23 protein-coding genes are annotated in these 24,945 nt (G+C 38.1%); 22 read left to right on the top strand and 1 reads right to left on the bottom strand.

The window, feature by feature from the left end; all coding sequences use genetic code 11:
- Window positions 1-20 precede the first annotated feature (20 nt).
- From def to spoVM, 9 genes are all read left to right on the top strand, one after another.
- A complete protein-coding gene (def, locus tag KHA96_RS05640; protein ID WP_249315272.1) occupies window positions 21-506 on the top strand; it encodes a peptide deformylase in 486 nt (161 codons plus the stop codon).
- On the top strand, window positions 503-1,456 hold the full coding sequence (fmt, locus tag KHA96_RS05635) for a methionyl-tRNA formyltransferase (RefSeq protein ID WP_213128279.1): 954 nt from the start codon (window positions 503-505) through the stop codon (window positions 1,454-1,456). The genes def and fmt overlap by 4 nt, the downstream gene beginning before the upstream one ends.
- Window positions 1,449-2,810, top strand: coding sequence for a 16S rRNA (cytosine(967)-C(5))-methyltransferase RsmB (gene rsmB / locus KHA96_RS05630; protein WP_213128278.1), 1,362 nt, complete (start codon window positions 1,449-1,451; stop codon window positions 2,808-2,810). The genes fmt and rsmB overlap by 8 nt, the downstream gene beginning before the upstream one ends.
- The gene (locus tag KHA96_RS05625; RefSeq protein WP_213128277.1) at window positions 2,807-3,556 is read left to right on the top strand and encodes a Stp1/IreP family PP2C-type Ser/Thr phosphatase; all 750 of its coding nucleotides are present in this window, start codon (window positions 2,807-2,809) and stop codon (window positions 3,554-3,556) included. Before rsmB ends, KHA96_RS05625 begins: the two co-directional genes overlap by 4 nt.
- The gene (gene pknB / locus KHA96_RS05620; protein WP_213128276.1) at window positions 3,556-5,505 is read left to right on the top strand and encodes a Stk1 family PASTA domain-containing Ser/Thr kinase; all 1,950 of its coding nucleotides are present in this window, start codon (window positions 3,556-3,558) and stop codon (window positions 5,503-5,505) included. The genes KHA96_RS05625 and pknB overlap by 1 nt, the downstream gene beginning before the upstream one ends.
- A 57-nt stretch (window positions 5,506-5,562) precedes the next feature.
- Window positions 5,563-6,444: a ribosome small subunit-dependent GTPase A gene (gene rsgA / locus KHA96_RS05615; RefSeq protein ID WP_213128275.1), complete on the top strand. Its 882-nt coding sequence runs from the start codon at window positions 5,563-5,565 to the stop codon at window positions 6,442-6,444.
- Between the two features lie 2 nt (window positions 6,445-6,446).
- Window positions 6,447-7,103 (top strand): ribulose-phosphate 3-epimerase, encoded by a 657-nt coding sequence (gene rpe / locus KHA96_RS05610; RefSeq protein WP_213128274.1) that lies wholly within the window; start codon window positions 6,447-6,449, stop codon window positions 7,101-7,103.
- The gene (locus KHA96_RS05605) at window positions 7,104-7,763 is read left to right on the top strand and encodes a thiamine diphosphokinase (protein WP_213128273.1); all 660 of its coding nucleotides are present in this window, start codon (window positions 7,104-7,106) and stop codon (window positions 7,761-7,763) included.
- Between the two features lie 100 nt (window positions 7,764-7,863).
- A complete protein-coding gene (spoVM, locus tag KHA96_RS05600) occupies window positions 7,864-7,944 on the top strand; it encodes a stage V sporulation protein SpoVM (protein ID WP_213128698.1) in 81 nt (26 codons plus the stop codon).
- A gap of 164 nt (window positions 7,945-8,108) precedes the next feature.
- Here spoVM and rpmB read toward each other — a convergent pair whose 3' ends face one another.
- Window positions 8,109-8,297, bottom strand: a complete 189-nt coding sequence (rpmB, locus tag KHA96_RS05595) for a 50S ribosomal protein L28 (RefSeq protein ID WP_213123172.1) — start codon at window positions 8,295-8,297, stop codon at window positions 8,109-8,111.
- 269 nt (window positions 8,298-8,566) lie between these two features.
- Here rpmB and KHA96_RS05590 point away from each other — a divergent pair, with 269 nt between their 5' ends.
- The 13 genes from KHA96_RS05590 (at window position 8,567) to ftsY (ending at window position 24,915) form a co-directional block, all read left to right on the top strand.
- The gene (locus KHA96_RS05590; RefSeq protein ID WP_213128272.1) at window positions 8,567-8,929 is read left to right on the top strand and encodes an Asp23/Gls24 family envelope stress response protein; all 363 of its coding nucleotides are present in this window, start codon (window positions 8,567-8,569) and stop codon (window positions 8,927-8,929) included.
- A gap of 16 nt (window positions 8,930-8,945) precedes the next feature.
- Window positions 8,946-10,613 carry a DAK2 domain-containing protein gene (locus tag KHA96_RS05585; RefSeq protein ID WP_213128271.1) on the top strand — a complete coding sequence of 556 codons (1,668 nt, stop codon included), beginning with the start codon at window positions 8,946-8,948 and terminating at the stop codon, window positions 10,611-10,613.
- 90 nt (window positions 10,614-10,703) lie between these two features.
- On the top strand, window positions 10,704-11,366 hold the full coding sequence (gene sdaAB, locus KHA96_RS05580) for an L-serine ammonia-lyase, iron-sulfur-dependent subunit beta (protein ID WP_213128270.1): 663 nt from the start codon (window positions 10,704-10,706) through the stop codon (window positions 11,364-11,366).
- Window positions 11,367-11,401: 35 nt separating this feature from the next.
- On the top strand, window positions 11,402-12,289 hold the full coding sequence (gene sdaAA / locus KHA96_RS05575; RefSeq protein WP_213128269.1) for an L-serine ammonia-lyase, iron-sulfur-dependent, subunit alpha: 888 nt from the start codon (window positions 11,402-11,404) through the stop codon (window positions 12,287-12,289).
- Entirely contained in the window at window positions 12,282-14,330 is a 2,049-nt protein-coding gene (recG, locus tag KHA96_RS05570; RefSeq protein WP_213128268.1) for an ATP-dependent DNA helicase RecG, read from the top strand. Before sdaAA ends, recG begins: the two co-directional genes overlap by 8 nt.
- Before the next feature lie 1,242 nt (window positions 14,331-15,572).
- Window positions 15,573-16,154: a transcription factor FapR gene (gene fapR / locus KHA96_RS05565; RefSeq protein ID WP_213128267.1), complete on the top strand. Its 582-nt coding sequence runs from the start codon at window positions 15,573-15,575 to the stop codon at window positions 16,152-16,154.
- Entirely contained in the window at window positions 16,151-17,140 is a 990-nt protein-coding gene (plsX, locus tag KHA96_RS05560; protein ID WP_213128266.1) for a phosphate acyltransferase PlsX, read from the top strand. Before fapR ends, plsX begins: the two co-directional genes overlap by 4 nt.
- A gap of 2 nt (window positions 17,141-17,142) precedes the next feature.
- Window positions 17,143-18,090 (top strand): ACP S-malonyltransferase, encoded by a 948-nt coding sequence (gene fabD, locus KHA96_RS05555; protein ID WP_213128265.1) that lies wholly within the window; start codon window positions 17,143-17,145, stop codon window positions 18,088-18,090.
- Complete coding sequence (gene fabG, locus KHA96_RS05550) at window positions 18,087-18,830, top strand: 3-oxoacyl-[acyl-carrier-protein] reductase (RefSeq protein WP_213128264.1); 744 nt, start codon at window positions 18,087-18,089, stop codon at window positions 18,828-18,830. The genes fabD and fabG overlap by 4 nt, the downstream gene beginning before the upstream one ends.
- 92 nt (window positions 18,831-18,922) lie before the next feature.
- Window positions 18,923-19,156 (top strand): acyl carrier protein, encoded by a 234-nt coding sequence (locus tag KHA96_RS05545; RefSeq protein ID WP_213123182.1) that lies wholly within the window; start codon window positions 18,923-18,925, stop codon window positions 19,154-19,156.
- Between the two features lie 455 nt (window positions 19,157-19,611).
- On the top strand, window positions 19,612-20,301 hold the full coding sequence (gene rnc, locus KHA96_RS05540; RefSeq protein ID WP_249315379.1) for a ribonuclease III: 690 nt from the start codon (window positions 19,612-19,614) through the stop codon (window positions 20,299-20,301).
- Between the two features lie 32 nt (window positions 20,302-20,333).
- Window positions 20,334-23,900: a chromosome segregation protein SMC gene (gene smc / locus KHA96_RS05535; protein WP_213128262.1), complete on the top strand. Its 3,567-nt coding sequence runs from the start codon at window positions 20,334-20,336 to the stop codon at window positions 23,898-23,900.
- A gap of 19 nt (window positions 23,901-23,919) precedes the next feature.
- Window positions 23,920-24,915: a signal recognition particle-docking protein FtsY gene (gene ftsY / locus KHA96_RS05530; protein ID WP_213128261.1), complete on the top strand. Its 996-nt coding sequence runs from the start codon at window positions 23,920-23,922 to the stop codon at window positions 24,913-24,915.
- Window positions 24,916-24,945: the final 30 nt, after the last annotated feature.

Below are 24,945 nucleotides of genomic sequence, written 5' to 3'. Positions count from 1 at the left end.
TATAGAAAAGAGTGAATAGATTGGCGATTCTCACCATTGTTGAACATCCAGCTCATATATTAGAGCAAAAATGCAAGCAAGTAACTCATTTTGGAGTCGAGTTGCATCAATTATTAGATAATATGTATGATACGATGATAGAAGCAGATGGAGTTGGTCTTGCCGCACCACAAATAGGCATCAGTGAAAAAATAGCGGTAATAGAACTTGATGAAGAAGATGGAAGGCTTGAGCTGATCAACCCAAAAATCACGGAGCGAAGCGGCGAACAAACGGATATTGAGGGATGTTTAAGTTTTCCTGGCCTTTATGGCACTGTATCACGGTCTTATACAATTACTCTTAAAGCAAAAGATCGATATGGCCGTAATTTTACTTTAATAGCGGAAGATTATTTAGCTAGAGTAATTCAGCATGAACTCGATCATTTAGAAGGTGTATTATTCACTTCAAAAGTAATAGAGTATGTGAACGAAGAAGATTTAGAAAGTAGTGAAGATGAATGACAAAAATCGTATTTATGGGTACGCCGGATTTTTCTGTACCAGTACTAAGAAGCTTAATAGAAAATGGTTATAACATTTTAGCGGTTGTCACCCAACCTGATCGGCCGGTAGGACGGAAAAAAGTATTGACTCCGCCACCTGTAAAAGTTGAGGCAGAACGATACGGCATCCGTGTACTGCAACCAGAAAAAATTCGTGAAGCACAATCTACAAAAGAAGTTTTGGATTTAAAACCGGACTTGATTGTTACTGCTGCATATGGACAAATATTGCCTACTTCAATTCTTGTGGCACCTAAATACGGCTGTATTAACGTTCACGCTTCACTACTGCCTGAATTAAGAGGTGGGGCCCCGATTCATTATGCTATTTTACAAGGAAAAGAAAAAACGGGGATCACGATCATGTATATGGTGGATAAGCTTGACGCTGGAGATATTATAAGCCAAGTTGAGGTACCTATTAGCGAAGATGATAATGTTGGTACACTGCATAATAAGTTAAGCATTGCGGGTTCGGATTTACTTATAAATACGATTCCTAAATTAATTTCGGGTGAAATCAAGGCAAAAGCACAAGATCATGATAAAGCTACATTTGCCTATAATATTAAACGAGAAGAAGAAAAAGTTAATTGGCAAGATGACGGAGAAAAAATTTATAATCAAATAAGAGGCTTATGTCCATGGCCAGTTGCTTATACAACATTTAAAGGGCAAGTGTGGAAATTGTGGAAAGCGGAGAAAATAACTATAGCTGGAAAACAGCCCCCAGGTGAAATCATCTTAATGGATCAGGATGGTTTTGTTGTAGCTACTGGTAATGATATCGGCATTAAAATTTTCGAACTTCAGCCAGCGGGTAAGAAAAAAATGTCTGCGAAACAGTTTTTACACGGTGCTGGAAACGAAATCCATATAGGCTCCAGATTGGACAGTCACGATGAATAAACAGAAAAAAACTGTAAGAGAAGCGGCGCTGGATGTTTTGGAAGCCATCGATAAACACCAATCATACAGTAATTTACTTTTAAATCAAGTTATTAAAAAATATCAAATTACAGGTCCGGATACTGGATTATTGACTGAAATTGTGTACGGAACGATTCAACGGAAAATGACTTTAGATTTTTATTTGCAGCCTTTCATAAAGAAAAAAATGGAGCATTGGGTACTCATTTTGCTTCGTCTTTCCTTATATCAAATGATTTATTTAGATAAAGTTCCGGATCGAGCCATTATATTTGAGGCAGTAGAAATTGCAAAAAAGCGTGGTCATAAAGGAATTGTTGGTCTTGTGAACGGGATTCTAAGGTCTATCCAAAGGGAAGGAATCCGATCACTGGATATTATTTCGGATCCGGTAGAAAGACTTGCGATTGAGACAAGCCATCCACTTTGGCTTGTACAGAGATGGGCGGAGCAATTTAGTTTTGATAAGACAAAAGCAATGTGTGAAGAAAATCTCATGGCACCCGTTCAAACTGTGAGAATTAATGTAACGAAGACTACTAGAGAAGAAGTGTGTATGTTGCTTCAAGCGGAAGGTTTCTCTGTTGAAGCGAGTCCTATTATTCCTGAATCAATCCGAATATTAAAAGGTAATGCAGCAAATTCGGATCTTTATAAAAAAGGATATTTTAGTATTCAAGATGAAAGCTCAATGGTAGTTGCCTATGCGTTACAACTTTTTCCAAATATGAATGTATTGGATGCTTGTGCAGCACCAGGGGGAAAGACTGGACATATTGGTGAATTACTTAATGGTGCGGGTAAAGTAACGGCGCTTGACCTTCATGCACATAAAATTAAGCTTATTAAAGAAAATGCATCTCGGCTTAGCCTAAATAATATTGACGCATTCGTTATGGATAGCCGGCATTCAAGCGAATCATTTAATCTAGAATCATTTGATCGTGTGCTCATTGATGCACCATGTTCAGGTCTGGGTGTGTTAAGAAAAAAACCGGATATAAAATACACAAAAACAGAACAAGATATCCAATCATTAAGGGAAGTTCAGCTTCGAATATTAAATGAAACGGCTTCTTTGTTAAAAAAGGGTGGACTTCTGGTGTATAGTACTTGTACAGTTGATTTAGAGGAAAACTTTGGTACTGCTGCAGCATTTCTTGAACAACATGAAGATTTTGAGCCTTATCCGCTTACGTTACCGGAAGCACTTTCACATTTAGTTCAAAAAGGCTCGAACATCATTCAAATATTTCCGCAAGATTTTGGCGGAGATGGGTTTTTTATTTCTTGTTTTAGAAAGAAGCAGCATAAAGAGGGGACGATAGTATGATAGCTTTTTTTAAAACAGATAAAGGCATGGTCCGGCATCATAATGAAGATAACGGCGGGATTTTTCATAATAAAACTGGGAACCTTCTTGCTATTGTAGCGGATGGAATGGGCGGTCATCAAGCTGGAGAAGTGGCTAGTCAAATAGCGGTCAAAAAACTTCAAGAATTATGGGCCAACGTAGATGAGATACTTACGCCTGAATTTGCTAAAAGTTGGTTTCTTGAAAAGGTAGCAATAGTGAATAAGGAAATATATGATCATTCAAGAGAGAATAAAGAATGTGAAGGTATGGGTACAACCTTAGTTGCAGCCATCTGTACTGCTACTTTTGCTACAATCGTGAATATTGGAGATAGTCGCTGCTATCTTTTAAATGAAAATGGATTTAAGCAGTTGACAGAAGATCATTCCCTTGTGAATGAATTGATAAAGGCTGGCCAAATATCCCCAGAGGATGCCGAAATTCATCCTCGGAAAAATGTATTATTAAATGCGATGGGGACGGAAGCTGATATTGAAATGGACATTACCTCAATTACTTTTGAAGAAGGAAATAAACTTCTCTTATGTTCAGACGGGTTATCCAATAAAGTTTCAAGCGATGAAATGCTAACAATTTTAACTGATGAAACAGATTTGAATGAAAAGGCTGATACATTAATACAACTCGCAAATCATTATGGTGGAGAGGATAATATATCACTTGCCATTGTTACTGCATGTCCTGAAAGCGGGTGCGATTAATGTTATTGGGAAGAAGAATAAGCGGTCGCTATAAATTGCTGCAAATGATTGGCGGCGGTGGTATGGCCAACGTCTATCTGGCACATGATATGATTTTGGATCGTGATGTAGCGATTAAAATTTTGCGGTTGGATTTTGCACATGAGGACGAATTTATCCGCCGTTTTCAAAGAGAGGCCCAATCAGCGACTAGCTTGACCCACGAAAATATCGTAAGCATTTACGATGTAGGGGAAGAAAAAGATATTTATTATATCGTAATGGAATATGTCAACGGGATGACGTTAAAACAATACATACAGTATTATCACCCAATTCCGATTGAGCACACAATTGATATAATGAAGCAATTAACATCAGCCATTTCTCATGCCCATCAAAATCATATTGTACATCGTGATGTTAAACCACAAAATATATTAATTGATCACCATGGACATGTAATGATAACCGATTTTGGCATAGCAATGGCTTTATCTGCCACATCAATAACGCAAACCAATGCAGTTCTTGGCTCCGTTCATTATTTATCGCCTGAGCAAGCTAGAGGTGGAATGGCAACAAAAAAATCTGATATATACTCTTTAGGAATTGTCATGTTTGAACTTCTGACGGGAAGGCTGCCTTTTTCGGGAGAATCAGCTGTATCGATTGCATTAAAACATTTGCAATCCGACACACCTTCACCGAGGCGCTGGAACCCTGATATTCCTCAAAGTGTTGAAAATATCGTCTTAAAATCGACTGCTAAAGATCCGTTTGTTCGATACGAAAGCACCGATGAAATGGCAAGAGATCTGGACACAGCATTGGACGCTGATAGAATGAACGAGGCAAAGTTTACGATTCCCGAAGACATCGATGCAACAAAAGCGATTCCGATTATTACTGCTGATAACGATCCAAGTATTAGCGACAAAACTGTACTCCATAAAAAGGAAAAAGATAAAAAATCAAAGCATCCTGATAAAAAACCGAAGCGCAAGAAAAAATGGCCATGGGTCATTGGCATATTTTTAACATTGATGTTGTTATCCCTTATGTTTGTCATGTACGGTTTGCCTGCGCTCCAAAATGCGAAAAATGTAAAAATACCTGATGTCAGTGGGGAAGAATATGACGATGCAGTCTTCATTCTCATCGACGCAGGTCTAAAAATCGGAGAGAAAATCCCAACTTCAAGTGAAGAGGTTCCAGAAGGGGAAGTTATTAAAACAAGCCCGAAGGCAAACAGGGAAGTTAAAAAAGGCTATACTGTGGATATATATATTAGTACCGGTAAGGATAAATTCACAATACAGGACTATACAGGCAGACAATTTTCGGATATTGAGAAGGTATTAACAGATGAAGGATTTAAGGTAATACCTGAAACAAAACATGATGAAGCTCCCGAGGGAGAAATTATAGAACAATCCATAAGCCCAAATTCAGATGTGGTTCCGGAGGAAACTCCGATTACTTTTGTCGTAAGCCTTGGAGAAGAAAAAATTACATTGAAAGATTTGCGGGGGTTGAATAGTAAAGGCTTGGAAAATTACGAAGAATCGACAGGATTATATATTGATGTGGCACAGGAACAATACTCGAATGATATTCCTGAAGGACTTGTAATCTCACAGAATCCTGCTCAAGGAGCGGAGCTTTCTAAAGGTGACAGGGTAACGGTCATTATTTCTAAAGGCCCGGAGGAAATCCAACCTCAAATTACGACTAAAAAAGTAACGATTCCTTATGAACCGACTGAAGAAGGGAAACCACAACTAATCATCATTCGAATCGAGGATTTCAATCAGACCTACTCCGTGCCGGCGGATAACTTTGAGATTACTGAGACTGTCGAGAAAGAATTGCAATTCACGATTGAAAAAGGAAAAACCGCAAAATATCAAATTTTAAGAGATAATGAGGTTATAGAAGAAGATGAGGTTCCGTATCCAGGTGATTAATTATTACCTGGGTATGGAATCATATATTATTGTAAAAGATTCGAAAGGAACGGTGCTATGACTGAAGGAAAAATAATTAAGGCATTGAGTGGATTTTACTACGTTTTATCGGATGGGAAGATGATTCAATGTAGAGGGAGAGGCGTTTTTCGCAAGAACAAAATAACTCCACTTGTTGGAGATAATGTTATTTTTCAAGCTGAAAATGATAAAGAAGGATATGTAATGGAAATAAAACCTCGCAAAAATGAGCTTATAAGACCTCCAATAGCGAACATCGACCAAGCGATATTAATTTTTTCTTCTGTAGAACCAGATTTTAGTCCATTATTACTTGACCGTTTTCTAGTCATTGTCGAATCAAGTGATATACACCCAATTATTTGTGTAACAAAAGCCGATTTATTATCGGAAAATAAGAGGTTAGAAGTAAATAATTATTTGGATTATTATCGTTCAATTGGATATGAAGTATTATTATTATCTTCAAAAACAGATGAGGGGATAAAAGAATTATATCCTTTGTTGGCTGATACAACGAGTGTTTTTGCAGGACAATCAGGTGTTGGGAAATCTTCCCTTATTAATGCTTTAAATCCTTCCTTGCAGTTAAAAACGGATGAGATATCTAGCCATCTTGGAAGGGGTAAACATACAACGAGGCATGTAGAACTAATTGATGTATGTGGCGGACTGGTAGCAGATACACCGGGATTTAGTTCACTTGATTTTACTGATATTGAAGCTGAAGATTTAGTTCATACTTTCCCAGAAATCTCAAATAAAGGTGAAGAATGCAAATTTCGCGGCTGCCTTCACGTAAATGAACCGAAGTGCGCGGTTAAACATGCAGTTGAAAATGAAGAAATTTCCAAAGAACGATATGATCATTATCTTCAATTTTTACAGGAAATAAAAGAGAGAAAGCCGAGGTATTGAGTATGATAAAAATTGCTCCATCCATACTGGCTGCTGACTTTTCCAAATTGGCCGAGGAGGTCAAAGATGTTGAAAAAGCGGGAGCAGATTATATTCATATTGATGTTATGGATGGTCATTTTGTCCCAAATATTTCGATGGGACCATTCATTGTAGAGGCTGTTAGAAAGATAACCGATTTGCCGCTTGATGTTCACCTCATGATTGAAAATCCAGATCAATATATAAAAGCTTTTGCAGATGCTGGAGCAGATATTATTACGGTCCATGTGGAAGCAACCCGTCATTTACATCGTACATTGCAATTTATACGAAGTCTAGGTGTGAAATCGGGAGTTGTTTTAAATCCGGCCACTCCAGTTTCTACTATTGAACATATATTGGAAGTTACTGACATGGTCTTATTAATGACAGTTAACCCGGGCTTTGGAGGTCAAGCCTTTATTGATGCAGTCTTGCCAAAAATCAAGGAAGTGCGATCGTTGATAAATGCCAAAGGTTTATCTATTGATATTGAGGTGGATGGCGGCATCCATGAAGGCACGATAAAAGGATGTCAGGAAGCCGGAGCAAATATATTTGTTGCCGGGTCGGCCATTTTCAGCACAAAGGATCGGCAAGCGGCGATTCAAGAAATTCGTTCTAAGCTGGAAAAGTAAATGGATGAACAGAAAAAGATCATTAATATAATGGCGGGGGGACCTCTTGAACTTATCCCCGATCTAACACGATTTTCTGAGAAGGCGATTTGGATTGGCGTTGATAGAGGAGTTTTTTATTTATTGGAGAATGGAATTATACCGGATTTCTCGGTAGGAGATTTTGATTCTGTTTCCGATGAAGAATGGTCGATTATCGATGAGAAAGTACCTAATATTAAAAGATTTCTGCCTGAAAAAGATGAAACGGATATGGAATTAGCTATGATGTGGGCAGTGGATCAACATCCAGATCTTATTTGTATTTTTGGTGCAACTGGTGGAAGACTGGACCATTTTATGGCCAATGCTCTTATGCTTTCACATTATCAAAATAAAAATTCTTTCATGACAATAAAAATGATAGACAAACAAAATTCCTTATCCCTTTTCTATCCAGGTGAATATCGGATTGAAAAGGATAGCACAAAAAAATACATATCATTTATTCCACTTACGAATGAAGTTGTAAACCTCTCATTAAATGGATTTAAATACCCTTTAAGTCATCAGACAGTAAATTTTGGATCATCGTTATGTATAAGTAATGAACTTATCAAACAATCTGGTAATTTTTCGTTTGAAAAAGGCATATTAATGATGATAAGAAGTACTGATTAACAATCGGCCCATTTTTCTTCCGGGCGCGTACTTATCCATACATGACGAATATAATAAAACTGGGTGAATGGCGGGTATTTTAGATTAGGAGGGAATTTTAATGAGATTTTATACAATTAAACTCCCTAGATTTTTGGGAGGAATCGTAAGAGCGATGTTAGGTACATTTAAAAAAGATTAATTTCAAAATGGAAAAGGCACCTTATTTCAGGCGCCTTTTTGTTTGTTCATTATTTACGTCTAGCTCCAGCGCCTATCGACTAGCTAACTTCCTGACCTTTTCCCTACGATAAGTCAAAGGTCCTGAAGTTTGTACGTCGATGAACTGGTACTTCTGCTTTTGGATTATACGCGTTCAACTTTTCCAGATTTAAGTGCTCTAGCAGATACCCATGCACGTTTTGGTTTGCCGTCAACGAGAATGCGTACCTTTTGAAGATTAGCTCCCCAAGTACGTTTATTTGCGTTCATCGCATGTGAACGTTTGTTCCCAGTACTTGTTTTGCGGCCGGTGATAACACATTGTTTTGCCATATTAAATTCCCTCCCGTCGCTGAAGTAATACTATGAGTTCGTTCATCACTTCAATATTCCCTTAGTAAAAATCTACCTTTAATAATTTATCATACATGCCTTTATATTGCAATACTACACGTATGCGAGCAGTCAATAAAAAGTACATATGAAGTAAAACTTTTAAAAAAATATATATTATAGTAAAATATCCTTATCTATGTTGTGAAGGCGATAACATTTGCATTACATATTTTCATGGATATTTCGACCAATAAGGAGGAAATTACATGTCTATTGAAATGAAAACAAGGTTTGGCCAGATTGATATATCCAATGAAGTTATTGCAACTATTGCAGGTGGTGCTGCAATCGATTGCTATGGCATCGTAGGAATGGCTTCGAAAAATCAAATAAAAGATGGATTAACTGATATATTGCGCAAGGAAAACTTTACACGAGGCATTATAATCCGGCAGGAAGAACAAGCGTTGCACATAGACATGTATATTATTGTGAGCTACGGTACAAAAATTTCGGAGGTTGCCCATAATGTGCAATCCAAGGTAAAATACACACTTGAACAGACAATTGGTATATCTGCCGATACCGTAAATATTTTTGTTCAAGGGGTTCGAGTAACGAATCCGTAATGAGGAGGAAAAGTACGTGTCTATTACATCATTAGATGGAAATCGATTCGCAGAAATGATCATAATAGGAGCCAATCATTTATCAGCAAATGCAAAAATGGTTGATGCATTAAATGTATTCCCAGTACCAGATGGTGATACGGGAACAAATATGAATCTTTCAATGACTTCGGGCTCTAAAGAAGTAAAAAACAATAAACAAGATCATATAGGTAAGGTCGCTGCCGCATTATCAAAAGGATTATTAATGGGTGCGCGAGGTAATTCAGGTGTTATTTTATCTCAGCTTTTCCGTGGATTTGCAAAAGATATTGAATCAAAGCCATTCCTTTCTGCTGAAGAGTTTGCTCATGCTCTTGAAGCAGGTGTAAATACAGCTTATAAGGCCGTTATGAAGCCTGTGGAAGGTACGATTTTGACGGTTGCAAAGGATTCTGCAAAGAGCGCCGTTGAAATAGCGAAAAATGAGTCGGATATCGTCGTGGTTATGGAAAAAACATTGCAAGAGGCAAAGGCCTCCCTACAAAGAACTCCTGATTTGCTTCCTGTCTTAAAAGAGGTTGGAGTTGTTGATAGTGGCGGGCAAGGATTAGTTTGTGTATATGAAGGCTTTTTAGCTGTATTAAAAGGAGAGAAGCTTCCTGACACTCCCGCATTTGCACCTTCTATGGACGAATTAGTGAGCGCCCAGCACCATCAAAGTGTTCAAAGCTTTATGAATACAGAAGATATTGTATTTGGCTATTGTACTGAATTTATGGTGAAATTTGAAAAGGATAAAAAGGTATTCTCAGAAACGGATTTTCAAAATGATTTGAGTGAGTTTGGGGATTCTTTACTCGTTATTTCTGATGAAGATGTCGTGAAGGTTCATATACACGCTGAGCATCCAGGTGATGTTTTATCGTATGGCCAACAATATGGAAGCTTAATTAATATGAAAATCGAGAATATGAGAGAACAGCATAGTTCTATTGTAGATCAAGATCATAATCATGTTGCTGCTAAAACGAGTTCTAAAGAAAAACAAGAATACTCAATTATCGCCGTTTCAATGGGTTCAGGAATCGCGAGCCTCTTCAAAAGCATCGGTGCAACAGAGGTGATTGAAGGCGGGCAAACAATGAATCCGAGTACGGAAGATATTATGAAAGCAATAAAGTCTTCACATGCTAATAAGGTCATTATCCTTCCTAATAATAAAAATATTATTATGGCTGCTGAACAAGCTGCCGAAATTGCAGAAGAAGAAGTAGTAGTAGTGCCGACAAAAACGGTCCCTCAAGGTTTAGCAGCTGTTTTGGCATTTAATCCGACACAAACTCTTGAAGAAAATGGACAAGGTATGAAAGAAGCCATTTCTGCAATTAAAACAGGACAGGTGACCTTTGCGGTTCGTGATACTAATATTGATGGACTTCAAATAGCTAAAGATGATTATATGGGCATAAATGATGGGAAAATTGTTGGGACAAATAAAGATTTAGTAAAGGCTGCATATAATCTATTAACCAAAATGATTGATGAAGACTCGGAAATTCTTACGGTTATTTATGGCGAAGATACAAAGCAGAATGAACTGAACCAGCTTTTGGACTTAATTAAAGAACAATATGAAGACATTGAAGTAGAAGTTCATAATGGTAAACAACCTTTATATAACTTTATTTTTTCAATTGAATAATATAAAAAGTGAATAGAAGGGGTAAACCCTTCTATTTGCTTGTGTTGAGCAAGGCGCTTACTCTTTTCTAATGAAAGTGAGGAGATATCAATGAAATATAAAAGTGTCTTTGATATCATAGGTCCCATTATGATTGGACCTTCAAGCTCCCATACAGCAGGTGCTGCCAGGATTGGCAGGGTAGCGCGAAGTTTGTTTGGGAGAGAGCCAGAGTGGGCCAAAATTTATTTTTATGAATCTTTTGCCAAAACATATAAAGGACATGGAACAGATGTAGCAATCGTTGGCGGCCTTCTGGATTTTGATACGGATGATCAGCGGATTATAAACGCACTCGAAATTGCCAAGGATCGCAATATTCATATTGAATTTAGCGAAGAATCAGCAAATGCGGAACACCCAAATACAGCGCGTATTCAAATTGGCGATGAAAAAGGTGAACTTGAGCTTGTAGGAATATCCATAGGTGGTGGTAAAATAGAAATTACCGAGCTTAATGGTTTTCACTTAAAATTATCCGGTCATCATCCTGCTATTCTTGTTGTACATGACGATCGTTTTGGAGCGATTGCAGCTGTGTCTAATATTCTCGGGTCCCATGAAATTAATATTGGTCATATGGAAGTTTCCAGAAAGGAAAAAGGCAAAATGGCTCTTATGACTATAGAAGTGGATCAGAATATTAATGAGTCGATTATCGCAGAAATCAGCAAACTTCCAAATATTACACAAGTGGCTAGAGTAGTCGACTAGATAACAACAAAGAGCTTTTTAGGGAGGCTGCGAACATGTTTAAAAACGTTGCTGAATTAGTCCATTTAGCGGAATCACAAAATAAACAAATATCGGAAATCATGATTGAACAAGAAATCGAAGTTACGAATCGGACTCGTGATAACATTTTGGCGCAAATGGATAAAAGTCTGACGGTGATGGAAGAAGCGGTAGAACGGGGAATAAAGGGAGTTACATCTCATTCAGGACTTACCGGAGGAGATGCCGTTCTTTTACAAAATTATATTAAAAAAGGCATATTTTTATCGGGAGAAACAATTCTTGACGCTGTGAGTAAGGCTGTTGCAACGAATGAAGTGAATGCTGCCATGGGAACCATTTGTGCAACGCCAACAGCGGGATCTGCAGGTGTAGTTCCAGGAACATTATTTGCTGTGCGAGATAAATTAAAGCCGACAAGAGAGCAAATGGTTAAGTTTTTATTTACTTCAGGAGCTTTCGGGTTTGTGGTCGCTAATAATGCATCCATTTCAGGTGCAGCTGGTGGCTGTCAAGCTGAAGTAGGTTCAGCTGCGGGGATGGCCGCGGCAGCAATTGTAGAAATGGCCGGTGGTACTCCTTCTCAATGTGCAGAGGCGATGGCCATTACATTAAAAAATATGTTAGGGCTTGTTTGTGATCCTGTCGCTGGTCTTGTAGAAGTACCATGCATAAAAAGAAATGCGATGGGTGCTGCCAATGCGATGGTTGCGGCTGATATGGCTCTTGCTGGCATTACAAGCCGAATCCCTTGTGATGAAGTTATAGACGCAATGTATCGAATCGGCCAACAAATGCCAAGATCTTTACGAGAAACTGCTGAGGGAGGGTTGGCGGCTACTCCAACGGGAAAAATGCTAGAAGCTAAAATCTTTGGGGTCCCGCGTGTAAAACTTGACTAACTCATTGAAACTGCCTACAACTATTTTAAAAGGTGTAGGTGAAGAAACTGCTGAATATCTTATTACTATGGGTATTAATAATATTAATGATTTGCTGCTATACCTTCCGTTTCGATATGAGGATGTAAGGCTACGTGATTTAGCCGATGTCTCTCACGACGAAAAAATTACTGTAGAAGGACAAGTCCACAGTGAACCTTCAGTTATGTATTATGGCAGGAAGAAAAATAGAATTACCATCCATCTTTTAGTTGACCGCTATTTAATCAAAGTCACTTTCTTTAATAGGGCTTATTTAAAAGGGCAATTATCCCCCCAAGATGTAATCACCGTTACTGGAAAATGGGACAAGCACCGGCAAACGATCACGGGGCAGGATATAAAAATTGGTCCCCAATCACAATCTTCTGATTATGAACCAGTCTATCCTGTAAAATCCCCTATTACTGTAAAGGCCCTTCGTAGATACATTGTTCAAGCTTTTAATGAATATGGTGATGAAATTGAAGAAACATTACCATCTCATCTTCTTCAGCAATATAAATTACCAGATAAAAAAGAAGCGTTAAGGATTATGCATTTCCCTCATTCACCAGACGAAGTGAAACAGGCTAGGCGCAGATTTGTGTATGAGGAGTTTCTTTATTTCCAGCTGAAAATGCAAGCTTTTCGTAAAATAGAAAGAGAGCAGTCTAAAGGAGTATCACAACATTACGATTTGGCGAAAATTAAATACTTTATTTCTTCTCTTCCATTTCAACTGACGAATGCCCAAAAAAAGGTTGTAAATGAAATTTGTGCGGATTTGAAGTCACCTATAAGAATGAATCGACTCCTTCAAGGTGATGTAGGCTCAGGGAAAACTGCTGTGGCAGCCATTTCCCTATATGCCACTGTGACTGCAGGATACCAAGGCGCGCTAATGGTGCCAACTGAAATTCTTGCAGAACAACATTTTCAATCATTGAACAATTTATTATCACAAACAGATGTGAAAATTGAACTGCTTACAAGCTCTGTTAAAGGTAAAAAACGTCAACATATTGTAGAACGACTAAAAAAAGGTGAGATTAACATATTAATAGGAACGCACGCATTGATCCAAGATGAGGTTGATTTTCGTAAATTAGGACTTGTCATAACGGATGAACAGCATCGATTTGGTGTGGAACAGAGAAGGATTCTCCGGGAAAAAGGAGAAAAGCCTGATGTGCTTTTTATGACTGCTACCCCGATTCCTCGGACTTTAGCCATTACAGTGTTTGGTGAAATGGATGTATCCATTATTGATGAAATGCCTTTAGGACGAAAGACGATTGAAACGCATTGGGCAAAGCATAATATGCTTGATAGAATATTAGATTTTGTTGAAAAGGAATTAAGTAAAGGAAGACAAGCTTACATCATTTGTCCATTAATAGAGGAATCAGATAAACTTGACGTTCAAAACGCCTTAGATGTGTATGATCTACTATCTAATTACTTCCACGGAAAATTTAAAATCGGGCTTATGCATGGTAGGCTGCCTGCATCTGAAAAAGAAGAAATAATGCGTGAATTTAGTGAAAATCAAATTCAGCTCCTCGTGTCCACGACAGTGGTAGAGGTTGGAGTAAATGTTCCGAATGCTACTGTTATGATTGTGTATGATGCTGAAAGGTTTGGTCTATCTCAGCTACATCAGCTACGGGGACGGGTAGGCCGCGGCAGTGAACAATCTTATTGTATTTTACTAGCTGATCCTAAAACAGATATAGGGAAAGAAAGAATGCGCATCATGACAGAGACGAATGACGGTTTTGTTTTAAGCGAAAGGGATCTTGAGCTCCGAGGACCAGGAGATTTTTTTGGCAAGAAACAAAGTGGGCTGCCAGAGTTCAGAGTCGCAGATATGGTTCATGACTATCGTGCCCTCGAAACAGCAAGAAATGATGCGATAAAATTAATTGAACAGAAAGAGTTTTGGAATGACAAAGAATATTCGCATATGCGAATATATCTTCAAGAATCCGGAGCATTATCCGGCGAAAAATTGGATTGATATCCTTTAGATATATTTATTTTTTAAAAGGCTGTTTTTGTAAACATTGTTCTTTACCAAGGTAGTGCATGGTTGATTTCCGCTACAGTTGCTCGCTTTCCGCAGGGCGGGCGGTTTGTCTAGCTGCAGCGCCTAGCCCCTCGATGTCATAAGTCATATTACTACGTGGCTAAAAGGCAAGCCACTGCGTAATTTGTCTTATGCTTGTCGGGGCTCGTCAAGGCGCTTACGCATTTCCATGAGCCTCCTCGGCGTAAACGCCTGTGAGGTCTCACCTGTCCCGCTGATCCCGCGACGGACAGGATGTCCTAGTGTCGGCGTTGGCCACAGGACGTGGCCGTCTTTAGCCGACCAGGAGTCTCGCACTTTCGCTCCAATCCAATCTTCAAAAGATTTTGTTTCAAAGCAATATTACCAAAAAGGATTATTAAAAACTTTGAATGATCTTATTTAATAGCCAAAATTGTAAATTCCCCCAAGGTATATTTTCATCTTCCAATTCCTAAGCGTTTTTCTTGATGATACTTTGTTCATTCATTTCCAACACCCTTTCTCATAATTGAAATATTGAATCTACCCTTTGGAACAATTCTAAGCTGTTAGTCGCGTATAATTTTTTAATTTTAATTACTTTCCTCACAAAAAACATAATCCAATATCGTCAGTTGTGAAAGCACATTATGTAATGTTTATCGTCAATATTATGATTTCCTGCTTATGGTAAGTCGATTTCTTCACAATATCTTACCAAATTGAATGATTACTCTGTTGCTGCACAATCGTGATTGTGGCAAAAAGTTTAAAGGAGTAGTAATCGCCATCTTTTTTCTTCCATGAGCAAAAGAATATCACAGTTGATCTACGTTCCAGGCGGCGACTCCTGGGGGGTTAGCGTGAAAGGTTAGACCCCGCAAGGCGCAAAGCGACTGAGGAGGCTCACCGCACGCCCCCCGTAACGCGTCCGCCTGGAACGGAAATCAAAGTGGTGAAGGATACAATTGTATGTAGATCGTTCATCTCATTCAATATAGAATGCTATTTAAAGTAACTACCCCTATCTTAAAAAGTAGGTGAAGACATAAGAAAATGGCTCAAAAAAATCCGGCATCATCTTTCCAAACTTTGTGAATGCCTAGAATCTAATTACAGGGAAGGAGTGGCGTTATTTGTTGCGTTAAACTCCTTATTTTTATATACTACTGTTAATACCTAGTCTTAATATCGAGAATGGTGATGATGAAAATGAGACCGTCAAAAAAAGATCGCCAAAAAATGTTGAGCCAAACAATAAATGAAAATCCTTTTATAACAGACGATGAATTGGCAGAAAAATTTTCAGTCAGTGTTCAAACAATTCGGCTTGACCGTATGGAATTGGCGATACCAGAATTAAGAGAAAGAATCAAAAATGTTGCGGAAAAACATGTAGCTGATGAAGTAAAGGCTTTGCCAATAGATGAAGTGATTGGTGAAATTATCGATATCGAGCTTGACCAAACAGCGATATCGATATTGGATGTTCAGCAAGAACATGTGTTTAAACGAAATTCAATTGCTAGAGGGCATCATTTATTTGCTCAAGCTAATTCCCTGGCAGTAGCTGTCATTGATGATGAACTTGCACTTACTGTAAAAGTAAATATACATTTTACTCGACCTGTTAAAGCCGGGGAAAGGGTGGTAGCGAAAGCTAAGGTGCGAGATCATGCTTGGCCGTCTGACAGGACGATCGTAGAAGTCATGAGCTATGTTGGAAAAGAATTAGTGTTTAAGGGAGAATTTGAAATGTTTCGATCAAGTCTTAAAGAAGGTGGGACTAAATGAAAATCGCAATCGATGCAATGGGCGGCGATCAAGCACCAAAAGAAATCATACTTGGAATAAATAGGGCGGTACAAGACTTTTCCGATACCGAATTTTTATTATACGGTGATGAAGAACAAATAAACAAATACTTATCCACTAAAAATAATGTTCAGATTATACATACTACTGAAAAAATAGAGGCTACCGATGAACCTGTAAAAGCTATCCGTAGAAAGAAAGATGCTTCTATGGTTATGATGGCGCAGGCTGTTAAAAATAAAGAAGCGGATGCATGTATATCTGCTGGGAATACTGGTGCGCTAATGGCAGCGGGTTTATTCATTGTTGGGAGAATAAAAGGGATCGATAGACCCGCTTTAGCCCCGACATTACCTACTTTGGATGGAAAAGGCTTTGTTATGCTTGACTTGGGAGCAAATGCAGATGCGAAACCAGAACATTTACTGCAATATGCGATTATGGGAAGTATATATGCAGAGAAAGTAAGAGGAATAAAATTCCCTAAAGTAGCTTTGTTGAATATTGGCTCTGAAGAAAACAAAGGAAATGATCTTACAAAGAAGGCATTTGAATTATTAAAATCCGGTGATTTGAATTTTATTGGGAATATAGAATCCCGCGAATTATTGGATGGACATGCTGATGTCGTTGTAACCGACGGTTTTACTGGAAATGTAGTTTTAAAATCAATCGAAGGAACGGCATCAGCGGTTTTTTCCATGCTTAAAAATGTGTTGACGGGAAGCCTTAAAAATAAGCTTGCTGCAAGTTTAATTATGTCCGATCTTAAAGGCTTAAAAAGCATGATGGATTATACAGAATACGGCGGTGCTTGTTTATTTGGTCTAGATTCGCCTGTGATCAAAGCTCACGGTTCGTCCAATTCGAATGCTATTTATCATGCAATACGCCAAACTCGAGAAATGGTAAAGCATCAAATATCTGAAACGATTAAGAACGCTGTAGACGAGGAGAGATCATAAATATGGGGAAAATAGCATTTGTTTTTCCAGGGCAAGGTTCGCAAAAGGTGGGAATGGGTTTAGACGCTGCAGACGAAAGTGCAAAGTCGAAGGAAATATTTGAAATAGCTGATGAACGTTTAGGGAGAGAGCTTTCCTCGATTATTTTTTCGGGTTCACAAGATTTGCTCACGAAGACAGTGAATGCACAGCCAGCACTTTTAACGACGAGTATTGCTTTATTGGAATATTTGAAAGAAGCGGGAATAACACCTGATTATACTGCCGGCCATAGTCTTGGAGAATATACTGCACTAGTAGCAAGCGGCGCTATAGATTTTACTGATGCTGTTTATGCTGTTGCAAAACGCGGTGAATTCATGGAGGAAGCCGTCCCAAATGGTGAAGGTACAATGGCAGCCGTATTAGGGTTGGATAGAAATGTTTTAAAAGAAATTACCGATTCAGTTACGAAGGACGGAAATTCTGTTCAATTGGCGAATTTAAATTGCCCTGGACAAATTGTCATATCTGGAACAGTAGCTGGGGTGGAAAAAGCCGGTAAGCTAGCGAAGGAAAATGGTGCAAAGAGAGTATTGCCACTAAGCGTAAGTGGTCCTTTTCATTCAGAATTAATGAAGCCAGCTGCAGAGAAATTCACTTCAATTTTAAATGAAATAACAATAAAAGATGCTTCGATTCCTGTGATTGCAAACGTTACGGCAAGCCCAATAAATAAAAAAAATGATATAAAGATAAAATTAATAGAGCAGCTCTATTCTCCGGTACTATGGGAGGATTCAGTCGAGAAAATGATTGAACTTGGAGTAGATACTTTTATTGAAATTGGTCCAGGAAAAGTATTATCCGGACTTATCAAAAAAATAAATAAAAATGTACGTATTTTTTCAGTACAGGATCCGGAAAGCTGTAGAGCTGCTTTAGATGCAATAGGAGGTGCGGGGGAATGAAATTAGAAGGTAAATCAGCAATCGTGACAGGCGCCTCACGGGGCATCGGTAAGGAAATTGCAATCGCATTTGCTAGAGAAGGAGCAGACGTTGTTGTTAATTATGCTGGTAGTGAAGAAAAGGCGAAGGAAACAGTAAACGAAATTCTCAACTTAGGGAGAAAAGCTTTTGCCTATCAATGTAACATATCGAATAATGAATCCGTTCAAGATATGGTAAAAGAAACGATTCAACAATTTGGGAAATTGGACATCCTAGTTAATAATGCCGGCATCACCCGAGATAATCTACTTATGAGAATGAAGGAAGATGAATGGGATGATGTTATTAATACAAACTTGAAGGGTGTATTTCTTTCCACGAAAGCCGTTTCTCGGCAAATGATGAAACAACGAGCCGGAAGAATTATTAATGTATCCTCCATTGTCGGTGTCAGCGGCAATCCTGGACAGGCTAATTATGTTGCGGCAAAAGCAGGCGTTATCGGCTTGACGAAAACAACCGCAATGGAACTTGCTCCAAGAGGCATTACTGTAAATGCTATAGCCCCAGGATTCATTACGACAGATATGACAGATCAGCTTCCGGACGATGTAAAAGAATCGATGCTTAAGCAAATCCCACTTGGACGTTTCGGCGAAGCAGAGGATATTGCAAAACTGGCGATCTACCTCGCGTCAGATGACTCGAAATATATGACTGGTCAGACGCTGCATGTAAATGGCGGAATGTTTATGTAAGCACCATAAACTATTTTACTGGAATTTTTCTCACAGGCTTGTTTATCTTTATTTAGATATCCTTTATAATGTTTTGAGGGGAGGTGAATCAAATGGCAGATACACTAGAACGCGTAACAAAGATTATTGTTGACCGTTTAGGCGTCGAAGAATCTAAAGTAACGCTTGAAGCTTCTTTTAAAGATGACTTAGGAGCAGATTCCCTAGATGTTGTAGAACTTGTCATGGAATTTGAAGACGAATTTGATATGGAAATTTCCGATGATGATGCAGAAAAAATTGCAACAGTAGGCGATGCTGTCAATTACATAGAAAGTAATAACTAGTCGCTTGAGTTAGAGTGTCCCGCCTGTAAGCAGACGGGGCATTTCTACTTTAAGATGATGTTCAAAAAGTTGTCAAATTATATGCGGCGAATCTCTTCGTTGGCTTGTTCTCCGCTCCTTGGAAAAGAAAACCCACCTTTCCTTCGTGCGATGCGGATTCAAGGAAGCTTCCTTGTGCTCAGTATAAAATGCATACATTCCGCTGGTCGAAACTACGCCGCCTGGATCTTCCGACACACAGGACGTGCTAGTGTCAGCGAATTTAGCCGACTTGCTTCTACTTTTGGCACCTTTTTGATCTAACATTTTAAGGCTTTTTTCTTAAATTTTGTTGTTTTCTACTTTTGGCATATTATAAAAATAACAATTTTTGCGAAAAAAGCTTTCAATAATTTATCTAGCAAGGTGGATAACAGATGCGGAAATCATATCGTGAAAAAAACCCAAAGAATAAAATGAATCGTAACTTTAAGGAATTCCAAACAAAAAACAACCTGCATTTCAACAATGAAAAGTTATTAATGCAGGCATTTACACATTCATCATATGTGAATGAGCATCGAAAAAAACCATATGAGGATAATGAAAGATTGGAATTTTTGGGTGACGCAGTATTAGAACTATCAGTTTCACAATTTTTATATAGAAAATTTCCAATGATGAGTGAAGGAGAAATGACCAAACTTCGAGCGGCTATTGTTTGTGAACCTGCACTCGTTGGATTTGCAAATGAGCTTCATTTTGGTGAATTTGTTTTACTCGGAAAAGGAGAAGAAATGACTGGTGGTCGGTCGAGGCCGGCCCTTCTTGCTGATGCATTTGAGGCGTTCATAGGAGCCTTATTCCTTGACCAGGGATTGGAAACAGTTATTTCATTATTAGATAAAGTTATTTTTCCAAAGGTAGATTTAGGAGCTTTTTCTCATGTGATGGATTTTAAGAGTCAATTGCAAGAATACGTGCAAAGAGATGGTTCGGGTGCTTTGGAGTATACAATTCTCCAGGAGGAGGGCCCAGCTCATAACCGTATTTTTGTATCGCAAGTCTCCCTTAACAATGAGGTACTAGGCGAAGGTTCTGGACGCTCTAAAAAAGAAGCTGAACAGCATGCTGCCCAAATGGCTTTGGGAAAATTAGAAGAATAAGGATCTAATGAGTTTCTTAGGGAGTGATGCTAATGTACCTTAAACAACTAGATATTATAGGATTTAAATCGTTTGCAGAAAAAGTGACGATTGAATTTGTTCCTGGCGTCACGGCAGTTGTCGGTCCAAACGGAAGTGGTAAAAGTAATATAACGGATGCCATTCGCTGGGTTCTTGGTGAGCAATCGGCAAAATCATTGCGTGGCGGCAAAATGGAAGATGTTATTTTTGCTGGCAGTGATTCTAGAAAAAAGCTTAATTTTGCAGAAGTTGCTTTAACATTAAATAATGAGGATGAAGCTTTACCGATCGATTTTAATGAAGTTTGTGTAGCTAGACGAGTATTTAGATCTGGAGATAGTGAGTACTCATTAAATGGACAAAGCTGCAGATTAAAAGATATTATCGACCTTTTCATGGATTCCGGGCTTGGTAAGGAAGCTTTTTCTATTATTAGCCAAGGAAAAGTTGAAGAAATCTTAAATAGTAAGCCGGAAGAAAGAAGAACTATTTTCGAAGAAGCGGCTGGCGTATTAAAATATAAGACCCGCAAAAAGAAGGCAGAAGTAAAGCTTGCGGAGACAAGAGAAAATCTTAATCGTGTTAATGACATTCTCCATGAACTCGAAAGTCAAATTGAGCCGCTAAAAATTCAAGCTTCTATCGCAAAAGAATATATTGAAAAGAAAAAAGAACTCGAACATCATGAGGTGGCGCTAACTGTTCATGAGATTGGTGTATTGCATGGGAATTGGGAAACCTCAAAGCAAGAATTAAAAAAATTGCTTAGCCAAGAAGCAGAACTGTCAAATAATATCCAGGGGTATGAATCGAAACTGGAAAATGAAAGAAATGATCTTTCTTTATATGACGAAAGAATTGCTAACTTACAATCGGAGTTGCTAAATGCAACTAAAGACTTGGAGAAACTTGAAGGAAGACGTGAAGTTTTAAAAGAAAGAAAACGGAATGCATCACAAAATACTGAACAATTGAAAAAAAACATTGAGGATGCATTTTCAAAAGTTGACCAAATTACAGAAAAACTCAATAAAACTAAAAATGAAGTGAGTCAAAAAGAAGCAGAAGTTCAGAAATTACAAAAAGAACTTAATGAGAGAAGAAAAAAACTAAATGAATTAGATGACACCATTGAAGATACAATCGAATCTTTAAAAAGTGATTATATTGAAGTACTAAATGAGCAGGCATCTGCTAAAAATGAAATGCAATATCTAGAACAACAGCTAACTCAGCAAATAGCACGCAGTAATCGTTTAGATGGAGAAAATGAGAAATATATTGCGGAAAGAAGTAATATTGCAGGGCAGCTAAAAGCTAAGATGGAAGAAGTTCAACTAATTGAAAAAAATATTTCAGATCAATTAATTCAATTTAAAGAGGCGAAGAGTAACATCGATTCTTTAACACAGCATTTGGAAAAACAAACTGCTATGCTGAATCAAGCAAATCAGTTTATCCAAAAATCGCAATCACGCAAAGAAGCCTTGGAAGAAATGGAAGATGAGTATACAGGGTTTTTCCAAGGTGTTAAAGAAGTTCTAAAAGCGAAAGACAATACTCTTCAAGGGATTGAAGGAGCTATTTTGGAATTAATTCAAGTTCCGAAAGAATACGCTAAAGCAATTGAAACTTCACTTGGGGGCTCGATGCAAAATATCGTAGTAAAAAATGAGAAAGATGCAAGGGAAGCGATTCAGTTTCTTAAGAGGAAACAATATGGAAGGGCAACTTTTTTACCTTTAAATACGATTAAAGAAAAAAGTGTGCAGCCAAGCCAAGAAGCCATCATCGCTTCTCAGCCTTCATTCATTGGGATTGCAGCTAACCTTGTGAAATTTAAAAGTGAGCATTCTCCTGCTGTAAAAAGCCTTCTTGGGAATATTATTATTGCCGAGGATTTAGCTGGTGCTAATAAACTTGCTAAATTACTTCAATATCGATTTAGAATCGTTAGTTTAGATGGTGATGTTGTCAATCCTGGGGGATCGATGACAGGAGGCGCATCAAAACAATCGGCAAGTTCATTACTCGGGCGTAAAAGTGAGCTGGACGATTTAAGGAATAAGCTAGATGATATGAAAGAAAAAACTGCTATCCTTCAAGATTCTTGGGAACTTGCGAGAAACAATCTGACGAACGAGGAAAAGTTGCTTGAATCAATTAGGGCAAAAGGTGAGGAGCTTCGGATCAAGCAAAGAGAAGCTGAGTCTTCCCTAGTTCAGATCGAAATGAATAAAAAGAACGTAGATGATCGCCTAGCTGTTTACGATCTTGAAACTTCGGAATTGAAAACTGAAAAAGACAAGATTAACGAAAGAATAAAGGCACTTTCTGAGATCATTTCCACTTGTGAGGGAAAAATCCATTCTTTAAACGAGAGAATCGAGCGGTTAACTGCACAGCGAAATAATGAAAGGCAATCTAAAGATTCGTTGGCAAAAGAAATTACTGATCTATCTTCTTTGCTTGCGGTTTCAAAGGAACAATTATCTTCAACCCGCAACTATTTCCATACATTAAATAATGAATTAACTGAATGGGAAGCACAAAAGAATACTTTAATAGACGACCTTCATTGGCTTGAAAATGAGATGACTGGCCACCATTCAAATGAAGATGAGCTTGTGGAGGAGTCGGAAAAGAAAAAAGCAGAAAAAGAAAATGTTGAAAAAAAATTAACGGTTCAACGTGAAGAAAGACTGCAATTACAAATTTCCATTGAACAAAGGGAAGCGGAACTGAAAGAGTTTAAAAGAATATATAGCGGAATCAATGTCGTGCTAAAAAATGAAGAGGTTAAGAGCAATCGTCTTGATGTTGAACTCGATAATCTTCTGAATAAATTAAGAGAAGAGTATTCATTATCTTATGAAGGCGCGAAAGAAAAATATCAATTATCTTTGCCAGCTGAAGAAACTCGAACAAAAGTAAAGCTCATAAAAATTGAAATTGCTGAATTAGGTACTGTCAATATGGGGGCAATTGAAGAATATGAGCGGGTTTATGAAAGATATCATTTTCTACGGGAGCAACAAACTGATTTATCAAGTGCTAAGGATCATTTATTCCAAGTCATGGACGAAATGGATAATGAAATGGAAAAAAGGTTCAGTACGACTTTCTACGATATTCAAAGTGAATTCGAAGGTGTATTTCAAGCATTATTTGGTGGTGGAAGGGCTGAATTAACACTCACAAATCCAAATGATATGTTAAATACAGGTGTAGATATCGTTGCACAGCCACCCGGGAAAAAACTGCAAAATTTAAGTCTTCTATCAGGAGGCGAGCGTTCCTTAACAGCAATTGCCTTGTTATTTTCGATTTTAAAGATTCGTCCCGTTCCTTTCTGTGTGCTTGACGAGGTGGAAGCAGCATTAGATGAAGCAAATGTTCAAAGGTTTAGCCACTACCTCCAAGAATTCAGCAAGGAAACACAGTTTATTGTCATTACCCATAGACAAGGGACAATGCAGGGTGCAGATGTTTTATACGGAGTTACGATGCAAGAATCTGGTGTTTCCAAAATTGTTTCAGTCAAGCTGGAAAATTCAAAGGAAATAGTGCAAATATAACGAATCGAGGTTGTGTATTGTGAGTTTTTTTAAGAAATTAAAAGAGAAATTCACTTCATCGACTGATCAAGTCTCTAACAAATTTAAAGACGGGTTGGCAAAAACGAGAAGTCAGTTCTCTGGAAAAATAAATGATCTTGTTTCACGTTATCGAAAAGTGGATGAGGATTTTTTTGAGGAGCTTGAAGAAATTTTAATTCAGGCTGATGTTGGATTTGAAACGGTCATGGAAATTATCGAACAATTGAAGATTGAGGTTAAGAAAAGAAATATTAAAGATCCTGTAGAAGTTCAATCCGTCATTTCCGAAAAATTAGTCGAAATGTATGAATCTGGCGATGAACAATCAAATTCATTAAATTTACAAGATGAGGGATTAACGGTTATTTTAGTTGTTGGAGTAAATGGTGTAGGAAAAACAACAACGATTGGAAAACTCGCACATAAACTTAAGCAGGATGGCAGAAAAGTTATGCTTGCTGCAGGTGATACATTTCGTGCTGGCGCTATCGAGCAACTAGAGGTATGGGGAGAGCGTGTAGGAGTAGATGTTATTAAACAAGCTGAAGGCTCCGATCCAGCTGCTGTTATGTATGATGCGCTGCAAGCTGCAAAATCACGAAATATCGATGTGCTGCTTTGTGATACTGCTGGTAGACTACAAAATAAAGTCAATTTAATGAAAGAATTAGAGAAGGTTAAGCGTGTGATCGAACGAGAAGTCCCAGGAGCTCCTCACGAAGTGCTGTTGGTACTAGATGCTACGACAGGCCAAAATGCTTTAATTCAAGCTAAAACATTCAAAGAGGCTGTTCGTGTTAGTGGGATCGTTTTATCTAAGCTTGATGGTACTGCAAAGGGAGGGATTGTTCTTGCCATTCGCAATGGATTGAACATTCCTGTTAAGTTTGTGGGATTAGGTGAGAAAATGGATGATCTTCAACAATTCGATGCAGAAAAATATGTATATGGTCTCTTTTCAGATGCAATTGAATCATCGGAAAATCTTGATTGACTATATGTGAGTTTTGTTTAATATCGCAAG

This window comes from Bacillus sp. FJAT-49711 (assembly GCF_018343715.1).
Taxonomy (GTDB): Bacteria; Bacillota; Bacilli; order Bacillales; family Bacillaceae_C; genus Lederbergia.
The sequence above is the reverse complement of the archived record's forward strand: the minus strand, read 5'-3'. Positions and strand labels throughout refer to the sequence as shown.